The organism is Raoultella sp., assembly GCF_039594335.1.
Classification (GTDB): domain Bacteria; phylum Pseudomonadota; class Gammaproteobacteria; order Enterobacterales; family Enterobacteriaceae; genus Klebsiella.
The window spans coordinates 1-17,693 of the sequence record NZ_JBCNNS010000046.1 but is presented as its reverse complement, the minus strand read 5'-3'; the positions used below and the strand labels follow the sequence as shown (position 1 = coordinate 17,693).

Here is a 17,693-nt window from a genome sequence, read left to right as displayed (position 1 = left end):
CTGCTCGCTGCAAAAATTGAGTTAATACACGATTAAGTAGGTGGTAATGGCGATGAACGGAACAATCACAACCTGGTTTAAAGATAAAGGCTTTGGATTTATCAAAGATGAAAACGGCGATAACCGCTATTTTCATGTGATTAAGGTCGCCAATCCTGATCTGATTAAGAAAGATGCGGCGGTGACCTTCGAACCCACCACGAATAACAAGGGTTTGTCAGCTTATGCGGTGAAAGTGGTGCCGGAAAGCAAATACCTCTATATCGCTGGCGAGCGTCTGAAGCTTACGTCGATCAAGTCCTACCTGGTCTACAGCGAAGAAGTGCCTGCCGATACCCGCATTGATAAAGAAAATACGGTGCTGTCCGTGGGGATACTAATGAGCAGCATCAAGCCGAAATCAGACCTTAAGCCCGGAGAGATGCGCTCGCTGAAAAAACTGGCGATCACCACTTTTCAGGGAACGACATTGATCTTCTCAGAAGATGAGATTGACATTGATGCCACGGTGAAACTGCTTAAAGTCTGACCTGATTGTCATTGCCCCTGGCCAGCAGGCTGCTCTCTCCCTGCCCAGCCTGCTGGCCTGTCCCCCCCCTTCTCTCTCCCGACACTGCGACTGCATGGCGATATTGCGGTCATGCTGTGGCCTGCGTGCGATGCACATTTGGGGGGCAATGGGAGAACCTCGCCGAACGATCGGTCTGAGAAACCCTGTGCGTTGTCCTTGCGCAAGCCAGCGCCGGGCACAGCGTACGACGGGCGCGATGTTTCATCTGCCTAACGCCTTTATTGCGCAGACTTAAACTTTGGTTCTGGCAGAAGCGGCGGCGTTGAGTCTCCATAACGGAGCCAGTTGTCCCAGATATCATGTATCTGTAGCTCTATAAGGCCAATTTTTCGCATTGAACTCCTGATACCGCTTATCGTCCCCCCCGCGCTGTCCACCTCCGTTGAGGTGGTGGCTTTGTCTATCAAGGTGTCCCAGGCTTTGCTTTCATCATTAAACGCGGTGGTTAATTCCTGCAGGTGCTGCGGAGAATCTTTATTGTCCTGCTGGATTCGATTTAAAGCGCGGGTAAGGTACTTGTCTTTCACCCAACTGAGTTGTTTTAGTTGCGCGCCCATGCAGGCATTCATATCCAGGGTTGTCTCTTGTGGCATACCAAAACAGGCGATGGCGAAGGTTTCAACTCCCTCATTCAGGCTACTGCTGGGTTGATTCCGATCGTCGGCAGCATGAGAAACTATCGGCAGGTATAATGCTAAAGAAATAAAAGTCAGCCCTTTCATTTTCTAAGACCCATAAAGGCGATGAGCCATTCAGATTAGACCAACCCGCCGCGTTGGGGAAGAGCCCATATCCACCCGACTCAAACGGCCTGTTCCGCAGAGCCGGAACAGTCATACCGCGATTCTGGCATGTCTTCTTTTAGGTTAATCATGGTGGCGGATCAATGCATTAACGGTTGACGCTGAGACCGGCGGCGGCCCCGGGTGAATTCCTCGAGCTCGATGTTCAGAGCATAGGTGCCACCCGGGGCATAAGGCCCCGTCTCTGCGGCCTCGACAGTCAGAATCACCGCGGCGCATTCGCGCCATTCACCTCACACCGGTCATACATTCACCGCATCTTGCAAGATGGCCCGCTGGCGATCCAGGGTGAAAATGTGCCACTCCACCTGCCGGGTATGCAACACAAACAGGGCCGTGGCCAGTGTATTCTCCTCATCCGGATCTTGTGGCGATAAACGGTATATCGGCAGTGTCACATCCTGTTGATCGGATAATATTGCCAGGGCGCCGGCGGTATCCAGCGGCGATGGCGTATTTAACTCATTGATAAGGCGAGCCTGGCGTGAGGCGGAACTGTCGGTGATGACCTGCTGCACATCCCCGAGCGACTCGTGAATCAAATGGTTAGCATGGCCAAATGCGTCATCCAGCAAACGTACTGAACAACCGGACCCGGTTGCTTCAATGCTAAACAGACGACTATCCCCGCACTGTCCCAGGGTGTGATGGAACGCGCCTGAACGTGGCATTGTGGTTAACACGGCCATGGCCTCATCCAGCGTCCCGGCGTTCAGCGCAGCGCGTGCCAGGATTTGCCGCGGCATTCCGACGGGCCGATGCAGTGCGCGAATGTTGTTTACGGTATTCACGATCCCCCTGGCATTGACTGCAAAGGTATGACCACAAAGCGAGCCTGGGTAAGCAAAGCTGGAAAAGGCCATCCCCTCGGTGGGTGAAATACTGACCCACGCGCAATCGTCGCGTAACTGCGGGAAACCGTCTTCGTTGTGGGCGATCACGTGCTCTCCTGCCGTGTTCTCCCCCGCCACCGTGGTACAGCCATCGGATGTGGAGCGCACTAAATCGCCCCGGCAGTTCCAGGCGAAAACTTCGTCAACCGGCGCCTGTAAACCCGCCGCCATACCGGCCAACTCTTGCCAAATCAACGGAAACTGCTGCTCAACCAGCACTCGCATCGCCCGGGTTTGAGCACTGTCTTTCATACCGATGACCGTTTGCCACAGCGGAATATGTACCAGCTTTTGATGCCAGGCATCGCGGCCAAATTCGCCCAAACGTTGGCCCACGTCATACGCAGACCCACTAATTGTGATTTTTTTCATATTGTGATCATTCACTTCTGTTCAGGATACGTGTTGCAGGAATTCTTTCAGACGCGGATTACTGCTCGCGTTTAGCAACATATCAGGTGCGCCATCTTCGGCAATGGTTCCCCCATCAATAAAGATCAAGCGCGATGCCACGTCACGCGCAAAGCCAATTTCGTGTGTGACAATGACCATGGTCATCCCTTCATCGGCCAACGAGCGCATGACCTTTAACACTTCATGGCGCAATTCAGGGTCAAGCGCTGAAGTGGGCTCATCAAACAGCATCATTTTCGGCTTCACTGCCAGCGCGCGTGCAATCGCCACGCGCTGCTGTTGGCCACCGGATAACTCCGATGGATAGTGATTAGCTCGCTCCTTCAGACCGACACGTTCCAGCAACGCCAGCGCCTGTTCGCGTGCCGCCGCTTTACTCTGCTTACGCACCCGAATGGGGCCAAACATCACATTCTCCAGCGCGGTTAAATGCGGAAAGAGATGGAACTGCTGGAACACCATGCCCGCTTCACGGCGGATATCGCATTCGTTGGCATGCGGATCGGTAATATGCATCCCCGCGACCAGCAGCGTGCCAGAGGTAATCTCCTCCAGTTTATTGATGCAGCGCAGCAGCGTCGATTTACCCGATCCCGATGGCCCGATAATCACCACCACTTCTCCGGCTTCAATTTTCAAATTGATATCATGCAGCACGGGCGTCGTGCCGAAGCTTTTAGATACAGCGCTAAATTCAACCATGCTCATAAAATGTGGATCCTTTTCTCTAGTTGCTTCAGCAGAAAACTCAGGCACAACGTCACCATCAGATAAATCAACGCTACCGCCGTCCACACTTCCAGAGCGCGAAAGTTACCGGCAATAATTTCCTGCCCTTGTCGCGTCAACTCAGCCACACCGATGACAATGAACAACGAAGTATCTTTAATGCTGATAATCCATTGGTTACCCAGCGCTGGAATCATACGCCGTAACGCCAGAGGCATAATTACATGCCACACCGTGCTACGTTGCGATAATCCCATTGCCAGACTGGCTTCTTTAAATCCTTTATTGATGGATAAGATTGCACCACGCGTTATTTCGGCAATATAGGCACCGGAGTTGATCACAATCGTCGCAATCGCAGCGGTAACAGGATCGATACGCACAGGTAATATCATCGGCAGCGCGAAATAAATAAACATCACCTGTACCATAATAGGCGTACCGCGAATTAACTCAACAAACACTAACGACAGCGTTTTCGCGATACGACCACCAAAAGCCCGGCAGGTTCCTGCGAATAAACCAATAATAAACCCGCCCAACAAACCCGACAGTGAAATAATCAATGTCAGTTGCAATCCCTGCAGGAGCAATGGCAGGGACTGCCATATATAATGACTATCAAAATTCATAATAAAACCAGCTCAGATGGAGTATAGGCCGAATTGCTTCGGCCAGAGGACATTATTTCGGCTGTTTATCAAACCACTTCACATAAATTTTGGCGTAGGTACCATCTGCGCGTAATGCCTCAAGCGCGGCGTTTATCTTTGGCGTCAGACTGCTGTTTTTCTGCATCGCGAAGCCATACTGCTGCGGCAAAATACTATCGGTTTCCCCGGTGGATTTAACTTTACCACCGCCTGCCGTTTTCACGTAATAGAGCACGTTCGGCGAGTCATGAACCACGGCGTCGAGGTTCCCTGCCTGCAGATCGAGATAAGCATTATCGATATTCGGAAATTCAATATAGTTAGCTTTGTATTTCGATTTCATAAAGCTCGCGGCGGCGGTGCCTTGTTTAAGCCCCACTTTTTTTCCCGCCAGGTCGCTGAAGCGAGTGATGCTATTATCACCTTTCTTCACCGCGATTAACAAATCCGCGTTATAATATCCGTCGCTAAAATCGACAACCTGTTTTCGTGCATCGGTAATGGTAATTCCCGCCATTGCCACATCCAAATTACGCGATTGCAAGCCAGGGATTAACCCACTAAAATCCATGGGGCGTAAATCGTAGCTTATATTCATTTTTTTGGCAATGGCATCCCACAGGTCGATATCAAAGCCCACGTATTTATCACCTTGTTTAAATTCAAAGGGGACAAATGCCGTATCAACACCCACCGTTATTTTATCTTGGGCGGCGGCCAAAAAACTGGTGGAACATGCGACCAGTGCCAATGTAATTTTCAATTTGCTAATAAAAGTAGACATAATAATCCTCAACGTCGGTGAGAACGATATATAACAGAAAAGGTGTTGCGCCCACTGAGTGGCTAACAACAGGTGTGTGTATTCCATGACAAAATAAGCAAGCAACGAGGAGTGAAAAAACACTCCTGTTTACCGGTCAATTATTTAAGCGGGAATAATCTCATCCCCGGTATCGGGTACCGGCGTCTGCGCGCCGTTCATAATCATAGAAAGTAAACTGTAATAGCCATTAATTCCCATCAAATCGACCACGCCCTTTTCTCCCCAAAGCGCGATGGCGTCTTGCCAGGTATCATCGCGGATGCTTTTCTCCTGGTGCAGTTGCTGGCAAAAGTGATAAACCACCCACTCATCCGATTGTAAATCCACCGGCAGACGGCCTTCATTAATCGCCTGTACCGCTGCGGCTGAAATTCCTTTCTCACGGGCAATAGGCGCATGAATCGCCCATTCTACCGGCTGGGACCAATGGCGTGCGGTCATGAGAATGGCCAGCTCAGACAACCGTTGCCCGAGGGCGCTGCGATAGCGCAGGTACTCCCCCATGCGCTGTGCATGAGCCATCAGTTCAGGGCTGCGCAGCAGCGGTTCAAAGGGCGGTAACAGCGCGCCACGGGGGCCGTTGATGATCTCCTCCGCCAGCGGGCGCTGATATTCATCCCACTCCTCTTCGGCCAACGGCGGTAAGCGATTAATCATACTCGCCTCGCTAACTTGTTCGTTTCTTCGCGAATAACCTGGTGCAGCGTGTCTACCACAAAATCCAGTTGCGGCGGCGTAATGATAAACGGCGGAGCTATCAGGATATGATCGCCATATTGACCATCGATGGTTCCTCCCATCGGGTAGACCATCAAACCACGGGACATACAGTTGGCCTTGATTGCCGCATGCAACTTGAATGCAGGATCGAACGGAGTTTTGTCCCCTTTATCATGGACCAACTCAACGCCAGCAAACAGGCCGCGTCCGCGAGTGTCGCCGACATGCGGTAGTTCACCCAGCACATCCCGCAGCGCATTGTGTAAGTAATGACCTTGTTGCTTCACCGCTTCCAGCAGGTGGTCACGCTCGATAACCTGCTGGACCGCCAATGCGGCAGCGGCGGCAGTGGCATGACAGATGTAGGTATGTCCATGCTGGAACAGACCGCTACCGGCCTGAAGTGCGGCCACAATCTTCTCGCTGGCCAGCACGGCACCGATCGGCTGATATCCGCCCCCCAGCCCTTTGGCGATAGTCACCAGATCCGGGACAACGTCATCTTGCTCGAAGGCGTGTAGCGTGCCGGTACGCCCCATACCGCACATCACTTCATCGGCAATATACAAAATGCCGTATTTATCGCACAGTTGACGCACGCCGCGCAGATAACCCGGGGTCGGCGGCGTCGCGCCGGTTGTTGCGCCGACTACCGTTTCTGCGCAGAAACCGATAATGGTTTCCGGGCCGGCCTCAATCATTGCCTGCTCCAGCTCCAGCAGTAAACGATCGGTATATTGCTGCTGGCTCTCATCCACACGACGGTCGCGGTATTCATTACAGGCGGCGACACGAATCACATCAATTAGCAGCGGCGCGAATTGACGGCGACGCCATTCATTTCCTCCTACAGCTAATGCTCCCAACGTATTGCCATGGTAGCTCTGCTTGCGGGCCATAAATTTGGTGCGTTGCGGCTGACCGATTTCGACAAAATACTGGCGCGCCAGTTTTAACGCGGTTTCCACCGCTTCAGATCCCCCGGAGACAAAATAGGCGTAATTAAGGTCGCCCGGTGCCTGACGAGTCAACTGCTCCGCCAACTGCTCAACGGTATCACTGGTAAAGAAACCGGTGTGCGCATAGGCCAGTTGATCGATTTGACGATGCAAGGCCGCCAGCACATCGGGATGCCCATGCCCAAGACATGAGACGGCGGCGCCGCCACAGGCATCAAGATAACGTTTGCCACTGGTATCGGTGATGTAAACACCTTGCGCGCTCGCCGCGACGGCGGGGGTGTGGCGTAAGCTGCGATGAATGATCTGACTCATGCTCTGTTCCTGCTCCTGAAAACGCTCTCGCGTACTATGAGGATTATCTTGCAGGATTCATTTGGATCACGTCAACGCAATTATGATTCATATGTATTTAATTTTCTTATTACAGAGACAAGTGATTCATTTATCCGGGTTTGCCTGGGACCACATACGCGCCGGAGTCGATCAGATAGCGCTCGGCGCTCTCAATTTTGCTGACCGCCTCGTTGCCATGACGCGCCACCAGCATCGCCAACAGGCATTCCGCCAGTCCCATACCGGAGACGACAGACGGGAAAAACGAGGGGCTATCGATCGAAAACAGCAATGTACACTCTGCCGCCTGAGCTAAAGGAGAAACCGGTGAGTCGGTGATGGCGATAATGTGGGCGCCAGCCCGCTGCGCCGCATGCAGGACATCCAGGGACTCTCGTGAATAGGGGGCAAAACTGGTGAGCAGCACACAATCGCGAGCGGTTAGTTCACGGGTAAACACTTCAATGTTGCTGGCCAGACCATCAATCAATGACACCTGACGGTTGAATAAGCGGTAGACGTAATACAGTGACCAGGCTATCGGGAAGCTGGCGCGAAACCCGCAGATATAGACGTTCTCCGCCTCATCCAGCAGCGTGACGGCTCGCGGCATCGCTTGCTGATTTTCATTCCCGGTAAAAGCTAAATTGGTCTGATGTGCCTGAAAGACTTCTTCATACAGCTTCGACTGTGTATCTTTGGCAACGAGTTTTTTTGCTTTGGATACATATGTATCATTCCGCAAGCCGAGATCGTCAATAAAAGCATCTTTCAGCTCTCCCCAGCCGCTAAATCCGAGACGCTGCGCCAGGCGCAGCAGCGTGGCGGGCTTCACCCCGGCTTGCGCCGCGAACGCTCGCATGGATTGCACAACCAGTATATTCACGTTTTGCAGACAGAACTCCGCCGCCCGCTGTAACTCAGGTGAAAGTGTACTGAACTGACAGACAATATTTTCTTGTGGATTCATCATGTTGGTCACCGGATTTCAGAAGCAAACATCTAAACACATTTGTGATTGAGACTCTACACTCCGGGTCAGCTGTTGCAACTCACCCGCTTAGCCTGAGGTCCATGCCCTGACCACCGGCCATCCACAGTAACCGCAGAGGGCATCAGCCACGCTTCCGAAGAGGACTCACCAGCGACCATGAAGATACCTCATGTTGTAATGAAATTATGTCGCTTTCACTCATCCAGCGACTCTGGCATAAAATATGTTTATTAATCAGAGACAATATGATGATTACTGAACGACATAACCAGACAAAAAGAAAGGATATTCTGGAGTTCACGGAATAAATTCAGTTTTCATATCAGAACTTAGGGTGCACCATCGCAATGAATAAAAATTTTACATTTTCTATTAAACGTAGTTGTTTTGACACGCATTATAACCCTGCTGAAAATACGCGAATTACGACCAACTTCGCAAATTTGGCCAGAGGGGAAAACCGCGAGGAGAACTTGCGTAACACGCTGACGATGATTGACAACCGTTTTAATTCGCTGGCGTACTGGGATAACCCAAAAGGCGATCGTTATTCTGTTGCACTGGAAATTATTTCTGTTGATATGGCAGTCAATGATCAGGATCGCAGTGGCAGCTTCCCGGTGATTGAGATATTAAAAACGAACATTATTGATAAAGAAACGCAAGAACGTATTGACGGCATCGCCGGGAATAATTTTTCTTCTTACGTACGCGATTATGATTTCAGCGTGCGACTGTTAGAGCATAACAAACAGCCATCCGAATTTAGCATCCCGGATGGCTTTGGCGATTTACATGGGAATATCTTTAAACATTTCGTTAATTCAGATGAATACCAGCAAAATTTTAACAAGCCACCGGTCATCTGCCTTAGCGTATCGAGCAAGGACAGCTATCAGCGAACCGGAAATCAGCATCCGATATTGGGTATCGAATATCAGCAAAATGGCTCATCACTGACTGAACAATATTTCGCAAAGATGGGGTTAAAGGTTCGCTATTTTATGCCGCAGAATAGCGTTGCGCCGTTAGCATTTTATTTTTCTGGTAATTTGCTTAGTGATTACACTAATCTTGAGCTTATTAGTACCATCAGTACGATGGAGACGTTCCAGAAGATTTACCGGCCTGAAATTTACAATGCCAATGCTGCCGCAGGGCAATATTATCAACCGAATCTGAATCACCAGGATCATTCATTAACCAAAATTGTTTATGATCGGCAAGAACGAAGTCAGCTGGCGATTGAACAAGGAAAATTTACTGAAGAGAATTTCATCAAGCCTTACCAGAATATTCTTGAGAAATGGTCTGCTGGCTACGTACTTTAATTCACCGAACATACAAGGCTCTCTATTATGAAGAAATTATTACCCACTTCGACGGCTGGCAGCTTACCAAAACCTTCCTGGCTGGCCGAGCCTGAGAAACTGTGGTCTCCCTGGAAATTACATAACGAAGAATTAATTGAGGGGAAAAAAGATGCGCTGAGCTTGTCACTGTACGATCAGCTACGTGCAGGAATTGACATTGTCAGCGATGGTGAGCAAACGCGCCAACACTTTGTCACCACCTTTATTGAGCACCTCAGCGGCGTGGATTTTGAGAAACGCGAAGTGGTGAAAATTCGCAATCGCTATGAGGCGAGCGTGCCGACGGTCGTGGGTGAAGTGGCGCGTCAGAAACCCGTTTTCGTTGAAGATGCCCGGTTTTTACGTCAGCTGACCAGACAACCTATTAAATGGGCCCTGCCAGGGCCGATGACGATGATCGATACCCTCTATGATAACCACTATAAAAGCCGTGAGAAGCTGGCCTGGGAATTTGCCAAAATTCTCAATCAGGAGGCTAAAGAATTAGAAGCAGCGGGTGTCGATATTATCCAGTTTGATGAACCGGCATTTAATGTCTTTTTTGATGAGGTGAATGACTGGGGGATCGCCGCGCTAGAAAGAGCCATTGAAGGACTAAAATGTGAAACGGCCGTGCATATCTGCTATGGATATGGCATCAAAGCCAATACCGACTGGAAAAAAACGCTGGGGTCAGAGTGGCGTCAGTATGAAGAGGCATTCCCAAGGCTAAAAACATCAAATATCGATATCATCTCGCTGGAGTGCCATAACTCGCATGTCCCCATGGATCTGCTTGAGCTGATTCGCGGTAAAAAAGTGATGGTGGGAGCGATTGACGTGGCAACCAATGCTATTGAGACCCCGGAAGAGGTCGCCGGTACGTTACGCAAAGCGCTTGAATTCGTCGATGCCGATAAACTTTATCCTTCGACCAACTGCGGTATGGCCCCTCTGTCTCGTCAGGTCGCCAGAGGCAAGCTCAATGCGTTAAGTGCAGGTGCAGAAATCGTCCGTCGGGAGCTCCTGGCGAAATAACGCTGGCGGCGTGAGCGCGCTATACGAAAAGTCCGGGTCAGGCATCGGGAGCACTATCCCCCCTGGCCGGACCGAACAGCGCGCAATACGGCCAGACTCTGGGTAAGCACAGAACCTAAAGTCTAAGGAGCCGTGCTTTCATCTCTCTTTAACCGCCATGAAGCCCAGCGAAATAAGTAACTTTTCACTGCCTCCGTGAGCGTTAATCGGATAATGTCTTGCTCATATTGATTCCCGTCACCCAAAAGCCGATGGACTGATAGACGTGACGGGCTCGGGCGTTATCTCCGGCAACGCGAAGTCGAATCTGCTCAACCCCCTGCTCGCGCATCTTTCGCTCAAAAGCGCGTAGCGCCTGCGTGCCAAGCCCCTGCCCCTGGCAGGCATTGAAAATATAAAAATCAAAGATGAACACGGTTCGCGTGGTGATATCGGGTTTGTACCAGAGGTAGCCGACGTGCCTGTCGTGATTGTCGGATTGAGTCAAGAGACACAGCAGAACCTGCCCGGGTGTATTCACCCCCTCAGGAAGATCTTCCGCGATTTCGCGCTTCGCTTTTGCCAGTGAATCCTCTGCGGAAAGCCGATAGTTGGCGGCAATTTCACGCGCATAATCCGCAATAAAGTATTCCAGATATGCTGGGTATTCTTCTTGGCGCATGGGGCGGAACATCATCATTCATTGATCCTTTGAGGGGGGCATTTCTCGCAGCGAGGCCATGCATTCCCCCTTTCACTAACGTGGCCATTCGTGGCAAGACATTACGAACGGCAAGATGGGCTACCACATTAAATCATCAGGCACTTTAAAATCAGCGTACGGATCGTCTTCGTCCTGCTCTTCCTGGCTGAGCGCACTGTGTAACACTATGCTGTCCGCATCGCGCTGGGCAATTTTATCCGCTACGTTGGCGGGGATAATCGCGTATACGCTCTCGCCGCTGCTGTCTGGCGCCAAACGCGCGATCGCGAGACGGCCACTAATCAGTTGAGACTGAACCAGCTTATCGACAAAAATCTTTTTTATAAGGTTGTTGTCGGTAAAGTTAAAGCCAATGTCCCCTTTTGCCGGAACAATTCGGTTCATTTCAATAAGCTGTTTCACCTGAGCTTTATATTCTTTGGCTAAAGCAGCTTGCTTTTGCTGTTCGCCGAGCAGCTTATCGCGCTCGAGTTGCGCTTTTTTGTTTTCTTCCACCGCCTCTCGCGCTTCACGTGCCTGAACCCGTGATTTTTTGGCCGTTCTTTGCACTTTAGCGACCTTTTTGCTGGTCACTAATCCGGCTTTCAGCATCTGCTCTTGTAAGGTGAGTTTTGTCATTGCGTCTCTAACCCCGTTGAGAAATTTCTGCGATTATAACGGGAATGTTGGCGGCTGTACCAGGATTGCATTGCCGGAAGGCTGCCGGGTTTACGGACGAAGCCCCTTATCTGTCGAGGGAACCATGCCGACTATGAGCGAAATATTGCAAACCGCCATAGTATTTCCGCATTATGACTATAAATCATCGGGCTTTACTGAATTTAAAAATAGTCAACTGTGGAATAAAGCTAATTAAAAGGCGGGTTTTCGCAACGGATATAAATTAAACGATAATTTAGTTTAACTAAACAAAAAAGAGAACACCCGTCGCGGTTCCCTCTTCTGAAGGCAGCTCAGGCGGGGTATTCATTTTGGTCAGCTGCCGCAGTGGCCGAGATCCAGTCCCGAAACCGTCTGCCTATGCGCTGTAAAAGGGCCGATTCATCATACACCAGGTAGTATGCTATCGCTGAATCAATGGCCGTCCGTAGCGGGTTAATCAGCGTCCCGTTGTTCAGTTCTTCCCGGATAAGCGCACTGCGGATAAGAGCGATACCTTTCCCTGCCAGCGCAGCCTCCAGGACGCCATTCGAATCGACGAAAACGGGACCTTTTTCAGTATCGGCGCCCGTCATGCCCACCGCATTAAACCAGACAGCCCAGTCCATTCGGTGTTCATCATGCAGCAACGTATAGCGGGTGATATCAAACGGTGAAGAGAGAGGTTGCTCCTGAGAGATAAGACGTGGGCTGCAGACGGGCCTTAGTCGGTCATTCAGAAGACATTCCGATTCCAGACCGGGATATTGGCCAGTGCCGTGTCTGACAGCAAAGTCGATCCCTTCTGACAATAAATCAACCCGCCGGTTAGTGGTGCTGATTTGCACCTCCACCCCGGGATTTTCCTTTTCAAATCCCGGTAGCCGTGGCAGCAACCACTGGATCGCAAAACCACTGGTGCAGCTGATGGTAATTTTATTCGGTTTTCCTTCATTCATCAGCCGCTGCGTCGCCTCTGCTATCTGACGGAAGGCCGGGCGGATTGCCCGCAGGTAGATCCGGGCTTCATCGGTCAGTTCAAGGCGTCGTGGGCTCCGGATAAAAAGGCGCATGCGGGTCATGTCTTCCAGTTTTGCAATCTGCTGACTGACCGCACTGGAAGTGACACACAGCTCTTCGGCCGCTTTTTTCATACTTAAATGCCTGGCGGCCGACTCAAAGCACATAAGTGCATGTAAAGGGGGAAGTTTCATAATCAGCCTAAGCCTATGCATTAGTTAAACTAAATGATACAAGAAAAACTTGTTTGTGTGTTTGCTGACATGCCCTTAAAGTTTTTTACATGTTTAAATTTTATTAAACCGGATAATGTATACAACATTTTTCTTTTAATAAAAAGAGGTGTCAAAATGCGTGCAGCCGACTACATTCGGTTATTACTTCTTGCTGCTATTTGGGGAGCAAGTTTTTTGTTCATGCGAATTGCCGCACCTGAATTTGGGGCGATGAACACGGCTTTCTTACGTGTCTTTTTTGGTTTTAGCGGACTTGCAGTTATTTTGTTGACGCTTAAATCTTCATTTAGTTTTGAAGGCAAGTTCAAGGTATCTCTTATTTTAGGAGTAATTAATTCAGGATTGCCATTCTTGATGTATTGTCTTGCAGCCAGATGGTTACCCGCCGGATATTCAGCAATTCTCAATGCAACGACGCCATTAATGGGAGCATTGACTGGATTTACTTTCTTTAGTGAAAAACTGACACCACGAAAATGGGGAGGTGTGTTGCTTGGTCTGGTCGGGATTATGGTCATCACCGCCGTCGGAGAATCCCGTTCGGCAAATGAAACTACTGCCGGTGTGATGGCATGTCTTGTGGCTACGGCATGCTATGGTATAGCCGGTTTTCTGACCCGTCGCTGGATCTCAAATAAGGGCGGTCTGGATCCAAAGATCGTCGCCTTCGGCAGCCAGATTGGCGCGACTTTATTTTTACTGCCTTTTTTTATCTGGAGCACCACCACCGGGCCGTCCATTAACTGGCTGCAGGGTGATGCATGGGCGAGCGTACTTGCCGTGGGGATAGTTTGTACCGCTTTTGCTTATATTCTCTATTTCCGCCTGATCGCTGATATTGGTCCGCTGCGTTCACTGACGGTCACCTTTTTGATCCCACCCTTTGCGATACTGTGGGGCTATCTGGCGCTGGGTGAGACCATTGATGAAGGGTTTATTATCGGTGCGTTAATTGTGTGTGTTTCTGTGTGGCTGGTTGTCGGTCCGGAAAAAATTCCGGCAGGTATAAAAAGCGGAGCAGCAAAATAAAACGCTGACTGGCGGCTGGGCATAGATTGTTCAAGCGGTGCAGAAACAGCTGACCATATTTGTTGTCCCGGTTATCGCCGTCTAAGGTTGATGCCATAGCGTCATTCTTGTCAGCAGCAGAATCTACAGATCCGTCTTTCCCTGCGGGTCTGTCAGCCGACAGCACAGCTGAAAATTGAGAATACTAATGTCTGATTATCGTTGTCCAGTCAGCCAGCTGGCGGAGTAATGCGCCACAGGTGTCCCTGTCTGAGCCCCCCTTCTTACCATCCAGGCCAGTAAACCACCGTTAATGAAGCAAAAAATATTCACAGCTTTAGCGCATTAACGTCAGGCAATCATGGTTACTGGCTATGCCCACTGACCACTACCTTATTTCGTCCTTGTCGTTTAGCTTGATATAGCGCTGAATCAGCTTCCATGAGGAGTCGCTCGTAGTCACTATCATAATCTTTTAGCCCTGCAACACCTATCGAGACCGTAAGATGTCCGGCTTCAGGGAACTCTGTCCCCGATATGACCTGGCGGATCCGCTCTGCAATCGCAGCAGATCCGGCGAGAGTCGTTTCTGACAAAAGAATAACGAACTCCTCTCCCCCGAAGCGGCTGATGACATCCTCTTTTCGGCACGTAAGTCTTAATAGATCCGCGGTATGAACCAGCACGGCATCCCCCACATTGTGCCCGAAACTATCGTTAATGGTTTTAAAATGATCGATATCGACTGCGATCGCACACTGATTTTTAAGGTTCTTGATATACGTTAATCGCTCATAGAATCCACGCCGGTTATACAAACCAGTCAACGGATCTGTCATAGCCTCATCACTGAGCGCGGCAAATTGTGCAGAGACTAAGCGAAAACGTTTTTCCATTGCATCTCTGAGTAAATAAGCTTCCTGGTACCAGGCCCTGATGGCAGAGAGTTTCTCCGGGGATGCGAGACTATCATTAGCCTGAACCAACCGGGCAAGCTGCGCCAGCGGTTTTGCTATACGTGACGAAAGAAAAGCCACCCCCACAGTAATAAAGAACAGTATACCCAGCACCAGCCCGGAAATTTTCTTCGCAGTATTGAACAACATACTGGTGACAACCTCTGACGGCGTTGACACGATAATATTCCAGTTGGATGTCTTAAGACCCGCATAGCCAACCAGACAATTTCGTCCTACAAAAGAACCGGTTAAGTTGTTGCCCATATACATTTTCAGTTGGGGAGACAGATTGATGGGCGATCTTGTCTGCGTGGCAACAGTATTGAATATAACTTTGCCATCGCGATCGGCAATAGTTATCGATACATTATCTTTATAAAAGTGCAGGCTAATAATATCACTGAGCATGCTGTGTTTTTTTAGATAAATGCTGCCACCGAGATACCCCAGATAATGGCCATCGGCCGAACTGAGTGGATGCGAAAGCATTATCATCTCATTTCCGGCAACCGACGTGAATGGACCAGAAATCAGTGGTTTTTGAACAGCCAGAGCATTTTGGCTGGCTTCGGAATGCACTCTGACCCCTGTCAGGGCAGGTAAGTACGGTGAAGTAGCAATAATCATAGCCTTAGCGTCAACAACGCCAACAGAGTTAAAGACTTCGGATCTGCGCCGCATACGTTCTACCTCATACCTGGCCACAGATGCATCTGTGCTATGCAACTCTGAAGCTGTCCAGGCTAATTCACGTTGAGCCATGGTCAGATATCGGTCCGTCGTATCCGCAATTTTCATCGCGTAAGCCAGGTTGTTCTCAAGGAGAGAGTCTTCTATTTCTTTCTTTTGAAAGAAATAGATCCCACCAAGGAGAGAAAGAGTTGTCAGGGTAACGCCCCCCGAATAGAGAGCAATAAGCAGGGAAAGGAGAAACGGTTTTTTTTGAAACATTTTTCACCTGTATTTCAGAACACCCTGGCGAGCTGCCGTCAATTTCCCGTCAGGAAAGTTATCTTACGGAGCTGGCGCAACCCTCTATGGACTTCCCTTCTGACAGGAATTTCATTTCTACTGTTTTGACGTCCTGTACAACATTCATATGTTCATGTGGGGATGATAGCAAATACCTGAGCAGGTATTTCAGTCGTTCTGTTTTCTTTCGCGAGCTTTTTGATATTTGCGCTTTCCTGGGCATCAACCGGTGCTCCGCCGGTATCATATTTTTCGTCGGTTTTCCCGGGTTAATAAACTCCAGCGTCACGGCATACTGCCAGGGTCAGTCACAATGACGCCTGCACACTGCCCCCACTGAGCCTGAATATACCATATGAGGTGGCGAAGAGAATTGATGCACAGGGTAATCAGCAATAGTAAAAAAATATCCATTTTTACAACTCCGTGAGGCGTAGGGGAGCAGAAGTTCAGCTTTAAGGATCCAGGCCGGAAATGATAAGGCCTGCGGCAAAACACATGACCCCCCCGACACTGCTGGCCGCAACGATCGATATCACCCCCATTCCGGCGGCTACACCGATGATCCCGGCCATAGCTTGACGCAAGTTATAGTTCAGTGTAGTCGTCAGGGTGAACAGAACGCCCGGCCCGGGGCTGGCGATGGTCAGGCTGGCGATAAGAATATAAAAAGCGATCTGTGGCATGTGCATGAAAATATTTCCTGTCAGGAAAAGGAACGCCGCTACACCCCGGTAAAATTTTGTCCCGGTCTCGTTGGTCGGTCAAAAAGGTACTGCCTGACAGGAGCTCACTCGCGCAGTAGATTGCCCGCAGGCGCCAGGTCATCTTTTTCAGAGCGATTCATGATAAAAACACGATAATCAATAAACTGAAATTTACTCTATAGTAACACTTTATTTTTGTCACCATTTTTATAAAAACATTAAATATCAAACAATTAAAACAAATATAATTCATACCTTTCACTAACTGATTGTATTTTCACCATCAAAAGTGACGATGATGTCTATTTTAAGGCCAGTATGATAAATGCCCCGGACTTCACGCTTGTATTTTATGTTATAAATTTTCACACCTTCAGAAAAAATTACTGCATTGAAGCCTAAAATAGCGTTACGGCAGGAGGATATTCTGATTTTTTCTCTTCGACCTGCGTAGTAACGATCGTGCTATCGATCAGAACGCAGTAATGAGGGTATCGTTTTGCTGGCGCCGATCTGAGAACCGCGCTCAAGATGTCCGTAACCATCCGCCCTGGTTGGGGCTTAAGTGCGGTGGAGCACGCCATGACGTCCAGCCCTGTTTTGCCATACTCATTCATACTGAACATGCAGGCGTAAAAATTCAGGCTTTGCGGGCTGGATGCCATGGCAAGGATAATGGCCGGCAAACGGGGTGGCTTCGGATTGAAGTTATTACTGCTGAACTTTATGGTAGGAGCGCCGCGAGCTCTCAATGACGTTTTAATTTAAAAATCACATCAGTAAACACTTTATCTATTTCATCATTAATAATAACCACAGATAATTAAATTTATTGCACCAGAGAATGATAAATTTGCTTCCGTACGGTGCAGCAGCGTCCTGAATAACGGCTCAAATCCGCTTTTTTTATGGCATCCTTTTTGCTTTATTTAGTGCTCAGGCAATGGAGAAACCATAAATAGAGCGTTCTGCTTGAACGGATGACAGAGGGAATATTAAATGATGGACTCAGAAACCTTTCGCGGTGAGAAAGTCCCACTCCTTAAACCGTTATTTGACCCGCGGCTGTTGACTCTTCCCTGTCCACTCCTTGAGAGTTATCCGCAGGAGCAGTCGTTTGATTACGGCGAGTTTTACTGCCCGTTCATGAGAGAGATCGGT

The 17,693-nt window shown here is 49.5% G+C and carries 16 protein-coding genes and 1 pseudogene; 4 read left to right on the top strand and 13 right to left on the bottom strand.

Annotated features, from left to right (window positions below; translation table 11 throughout):
- Nucleotides 1-46: 46 nt before the first annotated feature.
- The gene (locus ACZAHD_RS10485) at nucleotides 47-529 is read left to right on the top strand and encodes a cold-shock protein (RefSeq protein ID WP_462456710.1); all 483 of its coding nucleotides are present in this window, start codon (nucleotides 47-49) and stop codon (nucleotides 527-529) included.
- 260 nt (nucleotides 530-789) lie between these two features.
- Here the strand turns inward: ACZAHD_RS10485 and ACZAHD_RS10480 are convergent, their stop codons facing one another.
- From ACZAHD_RS10480 to ACZAHD_RS10445, 8 genes are all read right to left on the bottom strand, one after another.
- Nucleotides 790-1,293: a lysozyme inhibitor LprI family protein gene (locus ACZAHD_RS10480; RefSeq protein ID WP_462456709.1), complete on the bottom strand. Its 504-nt coding sequence runs from the start codon at nucleotides 1,291-1,293 to the stop codon at nucleotides 790-792.
- Between the two features lie 323 nt (nucleotides 1,294-1,616).
- Nucleotides 1,617-2,639 (bottom strand): C45 family autoproteolytic acyltransferase/hydolase, encoded by a 1,023-nt coding sequence (locus tag ACZAHD_RS10475; protein WP_462456708.1) that lies wholly within the window; start codon nucleotides 2,637-2,639, stop codon nucleotides 1,617-1,619.
- A gap of 21 nt (nucleotides 2,640-2,660) precedes the next feature.
- Nucleotides 2,661-3,383: a glutamine ABC transporter ATP-binding protein GlnQ gene (glnQ, locus tag ACZAHD_RS10470; protein ID WP_462456726.1), complete on the bottom strand. Its 723-nt coding sequence runs from the start codon at nucleotides 3,381-3,383 to the stop codon at nucleotides 2,661-2,663.
- A 2-nt stretch (nucleotides 3,384-3,385) separates the two neighbouring features.
- Complete coding sequence (gene glnP, locus ACZAHD_RS10465; protein WP_462456707.1) at nucleotides 3,386-4,042, bottom strand: glutamine ABC transporter permease GlnP; 657 nt, start codon at nucleotides 4,040-4,042, stop codon at nucleotides 3,386-3,388.
- A gap of 52 nt (nucleotides 4,043-4,094) precedes the next feature.
- Nucleotides 4,095-4,847 (bottom strand): glutamine ABC transporter substrate-binding protein GlnH, encoded by a 753-nt coding sequence (gene glnH / locus ACZAHD_RS10460; protein WP_462456706.1) that lies wholly within the window; start codon nucleotides 4,845-4,847, stop codon nucleotides 4,095-4,097.
- 144 nt (nucleotides 4,848-4,991) lie between these two features.
- On the bottom strand, nucleotides 4,992-5,546 hold the full coding sequence (locus tag ACZAHD_RS10455) for a carboxymuconolactone decarboxylase family protein (RefSeq protein ID WP_462456705.1): 555 nt from the start codon (nucleotides 5,544-5,546) through the stop codon (nucleotides 4,992-4,994).
- A complete protein-coding gene (locus ACZAHD_RS10450; RefSeq protein WP_462456704.1) occupies nucleotides 5,543-6,883 on the bottom strand; it encodes an aspartate aminotransferase family protein in 1,341 nt (446 codons plus the stop codon). Before ACZAHD_RS10450 ends, ACZAHD_RS10455 begins: the two co-directional genes overlap by 4 nt.
- Before the next feature lie 130 nt (nucleotides 6,884-7,013).
- A complete protein-coding gene (locus ACZAHD_RS10445; RefSeq protein ID WP_462456725.1) occupies nucleotides 7,014-7,874 on the bottom strand; it encodes a MurR/RpiR family transcriptional regulator in 861 nt (286 codons plus the stop codon).
- Between the two features lie 371 nt (nucleotides 7,875-8,245).
- On the opposite strand from ACZAHD_RS10445, the gene ACZAHD_RS10440 reads away from it, so the two are divergent.
- Nucleotides 8,246-9,229 carry a DUF1852 domain-containing protein gene (locus ACZAHD_RS10440; protein ID WP_462456703.1) on the top strand — a complete coding sequence of 328 codons (984 nt, stop codon included), beginning with the start codon at nucleotides 8,246-8,248 and terminating at the stop codon, nucleotides 9,227-9,229.
- 27 nt (nucleotides 9,230-9,256) lie between these two features.
- Nucleotides 9,257-10,288 (top strand): methionine synthase, encoded by a 1,032-nt coding sequence (locus ACZAHD_RS10435; RefSeq protein ID WP_462456702.1) that lies wholly within the window; start codon nucleotides 9,257-9,259, stop codon nucleotides 10,286-10,288.
- 202 nt (nucleotides 10,289-10,490) lie between these two features.
- Here the strand turns inward: ACZAHD_RS10435 and ACZAHD_RS10430 are convergent, their stop codons facing one another.
- From ACZAHD_RS10430 to gcvA, 3 genes are all read right to left on the bottom strand, one after another.
- A complete protein-coding gene (locus ACZAHD_RS10430) occupies nucleotides 10,491-10,967 on the bottom strand; it encodes an N-acetyltransferase family protein (RefSeq protein WP_462456701.1) in 477 nt (158 codons plus the stop codon).
- A gap of 102 nt (nucleotides 10,968-11,069) precedes the next feature.
- A complete protein-coding gene (locus tag ACZAHD_RS10425) occupies nucleotides 11,070-11,609 on the bottom strand; it encodes a DUF2058 domain-containing protein (protein WP_462456700.1) in 540 nt (179 codons plus the stop codon).
- Nucleotides 11,610-11,944: 335 nt separating this feature from the next.
- On the bottom strand, nucleotides 11,945-12,844 hold the full coding sequence (gcvA, locus tag ACZAHD_RS10420; protein ID WP_462456699.1) for a transcriptional regulator GcvA: 900 nt from the start codon (nucleotides 12,842-12,844) through the stop codon (nucleotides 11,945-11,947).
- A 156-nt stretch (nucleotides 12,845-13,000) separates the two neighbouring features.
- Between gcvA and ACZAHD_RS10415 the strand changes: the two genes are divergently transcribed.
- On the top strand, nucleotides 13,001-13,915 hold the full coding sequence (locus ACZAHD_RS10415; RefSeq protein ID WP_462456698.1) for a DMT family transporter: 915 nt from the start codon (nucleotides 13,001-13,003) through the stop codon (nucleotides 13,913-13,915).
- 344 nt (nucleotides 13,916-14,259) lie between these two features.
- Here ACZAHD_RS10415 and ACZAHD_RS10410 read toward each other — a convergent pair whose 3' ends face one another.
- Entirely contained in the window at nucleotides 14,260-15,804 is a 1,545-nt protein-coding gene (locus tag ACZAHD_RS10410; protein WP_462456697.1) for a sensor domain-containing diguanylate cyclase, read from the bottom strand.
- A gap of 527 nt (nucleotides 15,805-16,331) precedes the next feature.
- A pseudogene (locus ACZAHD_RS10405) lies at nucleotides 16,332-16,511 on the bottom strand (LysE family translocator); the annotation flags it as partial.
- Nucleotides 16,512-17,693: the final 1,182 nt, after the last annotated feature.

Excerpts from the sequence above, each read along its gene's own strand:
- ACZAHD_RS10435 (WP_462456702.1), top strand. The coding sequence starts at position 9,257 with ATGAAGAAATTATTACCCACTTCGACGGCTGGCAGCTTACCAAAACCT.
- ACZAHD_RS10475 (WP_462456708.1), bottom strand. The coding sequence starts at position 2,639 with ATGAAAAAAATCACAATTAGTGGGTCTGCGTATGACGTGGGCCAACGT.
- ACZAHD_RS10410 (WP_462456697.1), bottom strand. The coding sequence starts at position 15,804 with ATGTTTCAAAAAAAACCGTTTCTCCTTTCCCTGCTTATTGCTCTCTAT.
- glnH (WP_462456706.1), bottom strand. The coding sequence starts at position 4,847 with ATGTCTACTTTTATTAGCAAATTGAAAATTACATTGGCACTGGTCGCA.
- ACZAHD_RS10440 (WP_462456703.1), top strand. The coding sequence starts at position 8,246 with ATGAATAAAAATTTTACATTTTCTATTAAACGTAGTTGTTTTGACACG.
- ACZAHD_RS10480 (WP_462456709.1), bottom strand. The coding sequence starts at position 1,293 with ATGAAAGGGCTGACTTTTATTTCTTTAGCATTATACCTGCCGATAGTT.
- ACZAHD_RS10455 (WP_462456705.1), bottom strand. The coding sequence starts at position 5,546 with ATGATTAATCGCTTACCGCCGTTGGCCGAAGAGGAGTGGGATGAATAT.
- ACZAHD_RS10425 (WP_462456700.1), bottom strand. The coding sequence starts at position 11,609 with ATGACAAAACTCACCTTACAAGAGCAGATGCTGAAAGCCGGATTAGTG.
- ACZAHD_RS10485 (WP_462456710.1), top strand. The coding sequence starts at position 47 with ATGGCGATGAACGGAACAATCACAACCTGGTTTAAAGATAAAGGCTTT.
- gcvA (WP_462456699.1), bottom strand. The coding sequence starts at position 12,844 with ATGAAACTTCCCCCTTTACATGCACTTATGTGCTTTGAGTCGGCCGCC.
- ACZAHD_RS10445 (WP_462456725.1), bottom strand. The coding sequence starts at position 7,874 with ATGAATCCACAAGAAAATATTGTCTGTCAGTTCAGTACACTTTCACCT.
- ACZAHD_RS10450 (WP_462456704.1), bottom strand. The coding sequence starts at position 6,883 with ATGAGTCAGATCATTCATCGCAGCTTACGCCACACCCCCGCCGTCGCG.
- glnQ (WP_462456726.1), bottom strand. The coding sequence starts at position 3,383 with ATGGTTGAATTTAGCGCTGTATCTAAAAGCTTCGGCACGACGCCCGTG.
- ACZAHD_RS10415 (WP_462456698.1), top strand. The coding sequence starts at position 13,001 with ATGCGTGCAGCCGACTACATTCGGTTATTACTTCTTGCTGCTATTTGG.
- glnP (WP_462456707.1), bottom strand. The coding sequence starts at position 4,042 with ATGAATTTTGATAGTCATTATATATGGCAGTCCCTGCCATTGCTCCTG.
- ACZAHD_RS10430 (WP_462456701.1), bottom strand. The coding sequence starts at position 10,967 with ATGATGATGTTCCGCCCCATGCGCCAAGAAGAATACCCAGCATATCTG.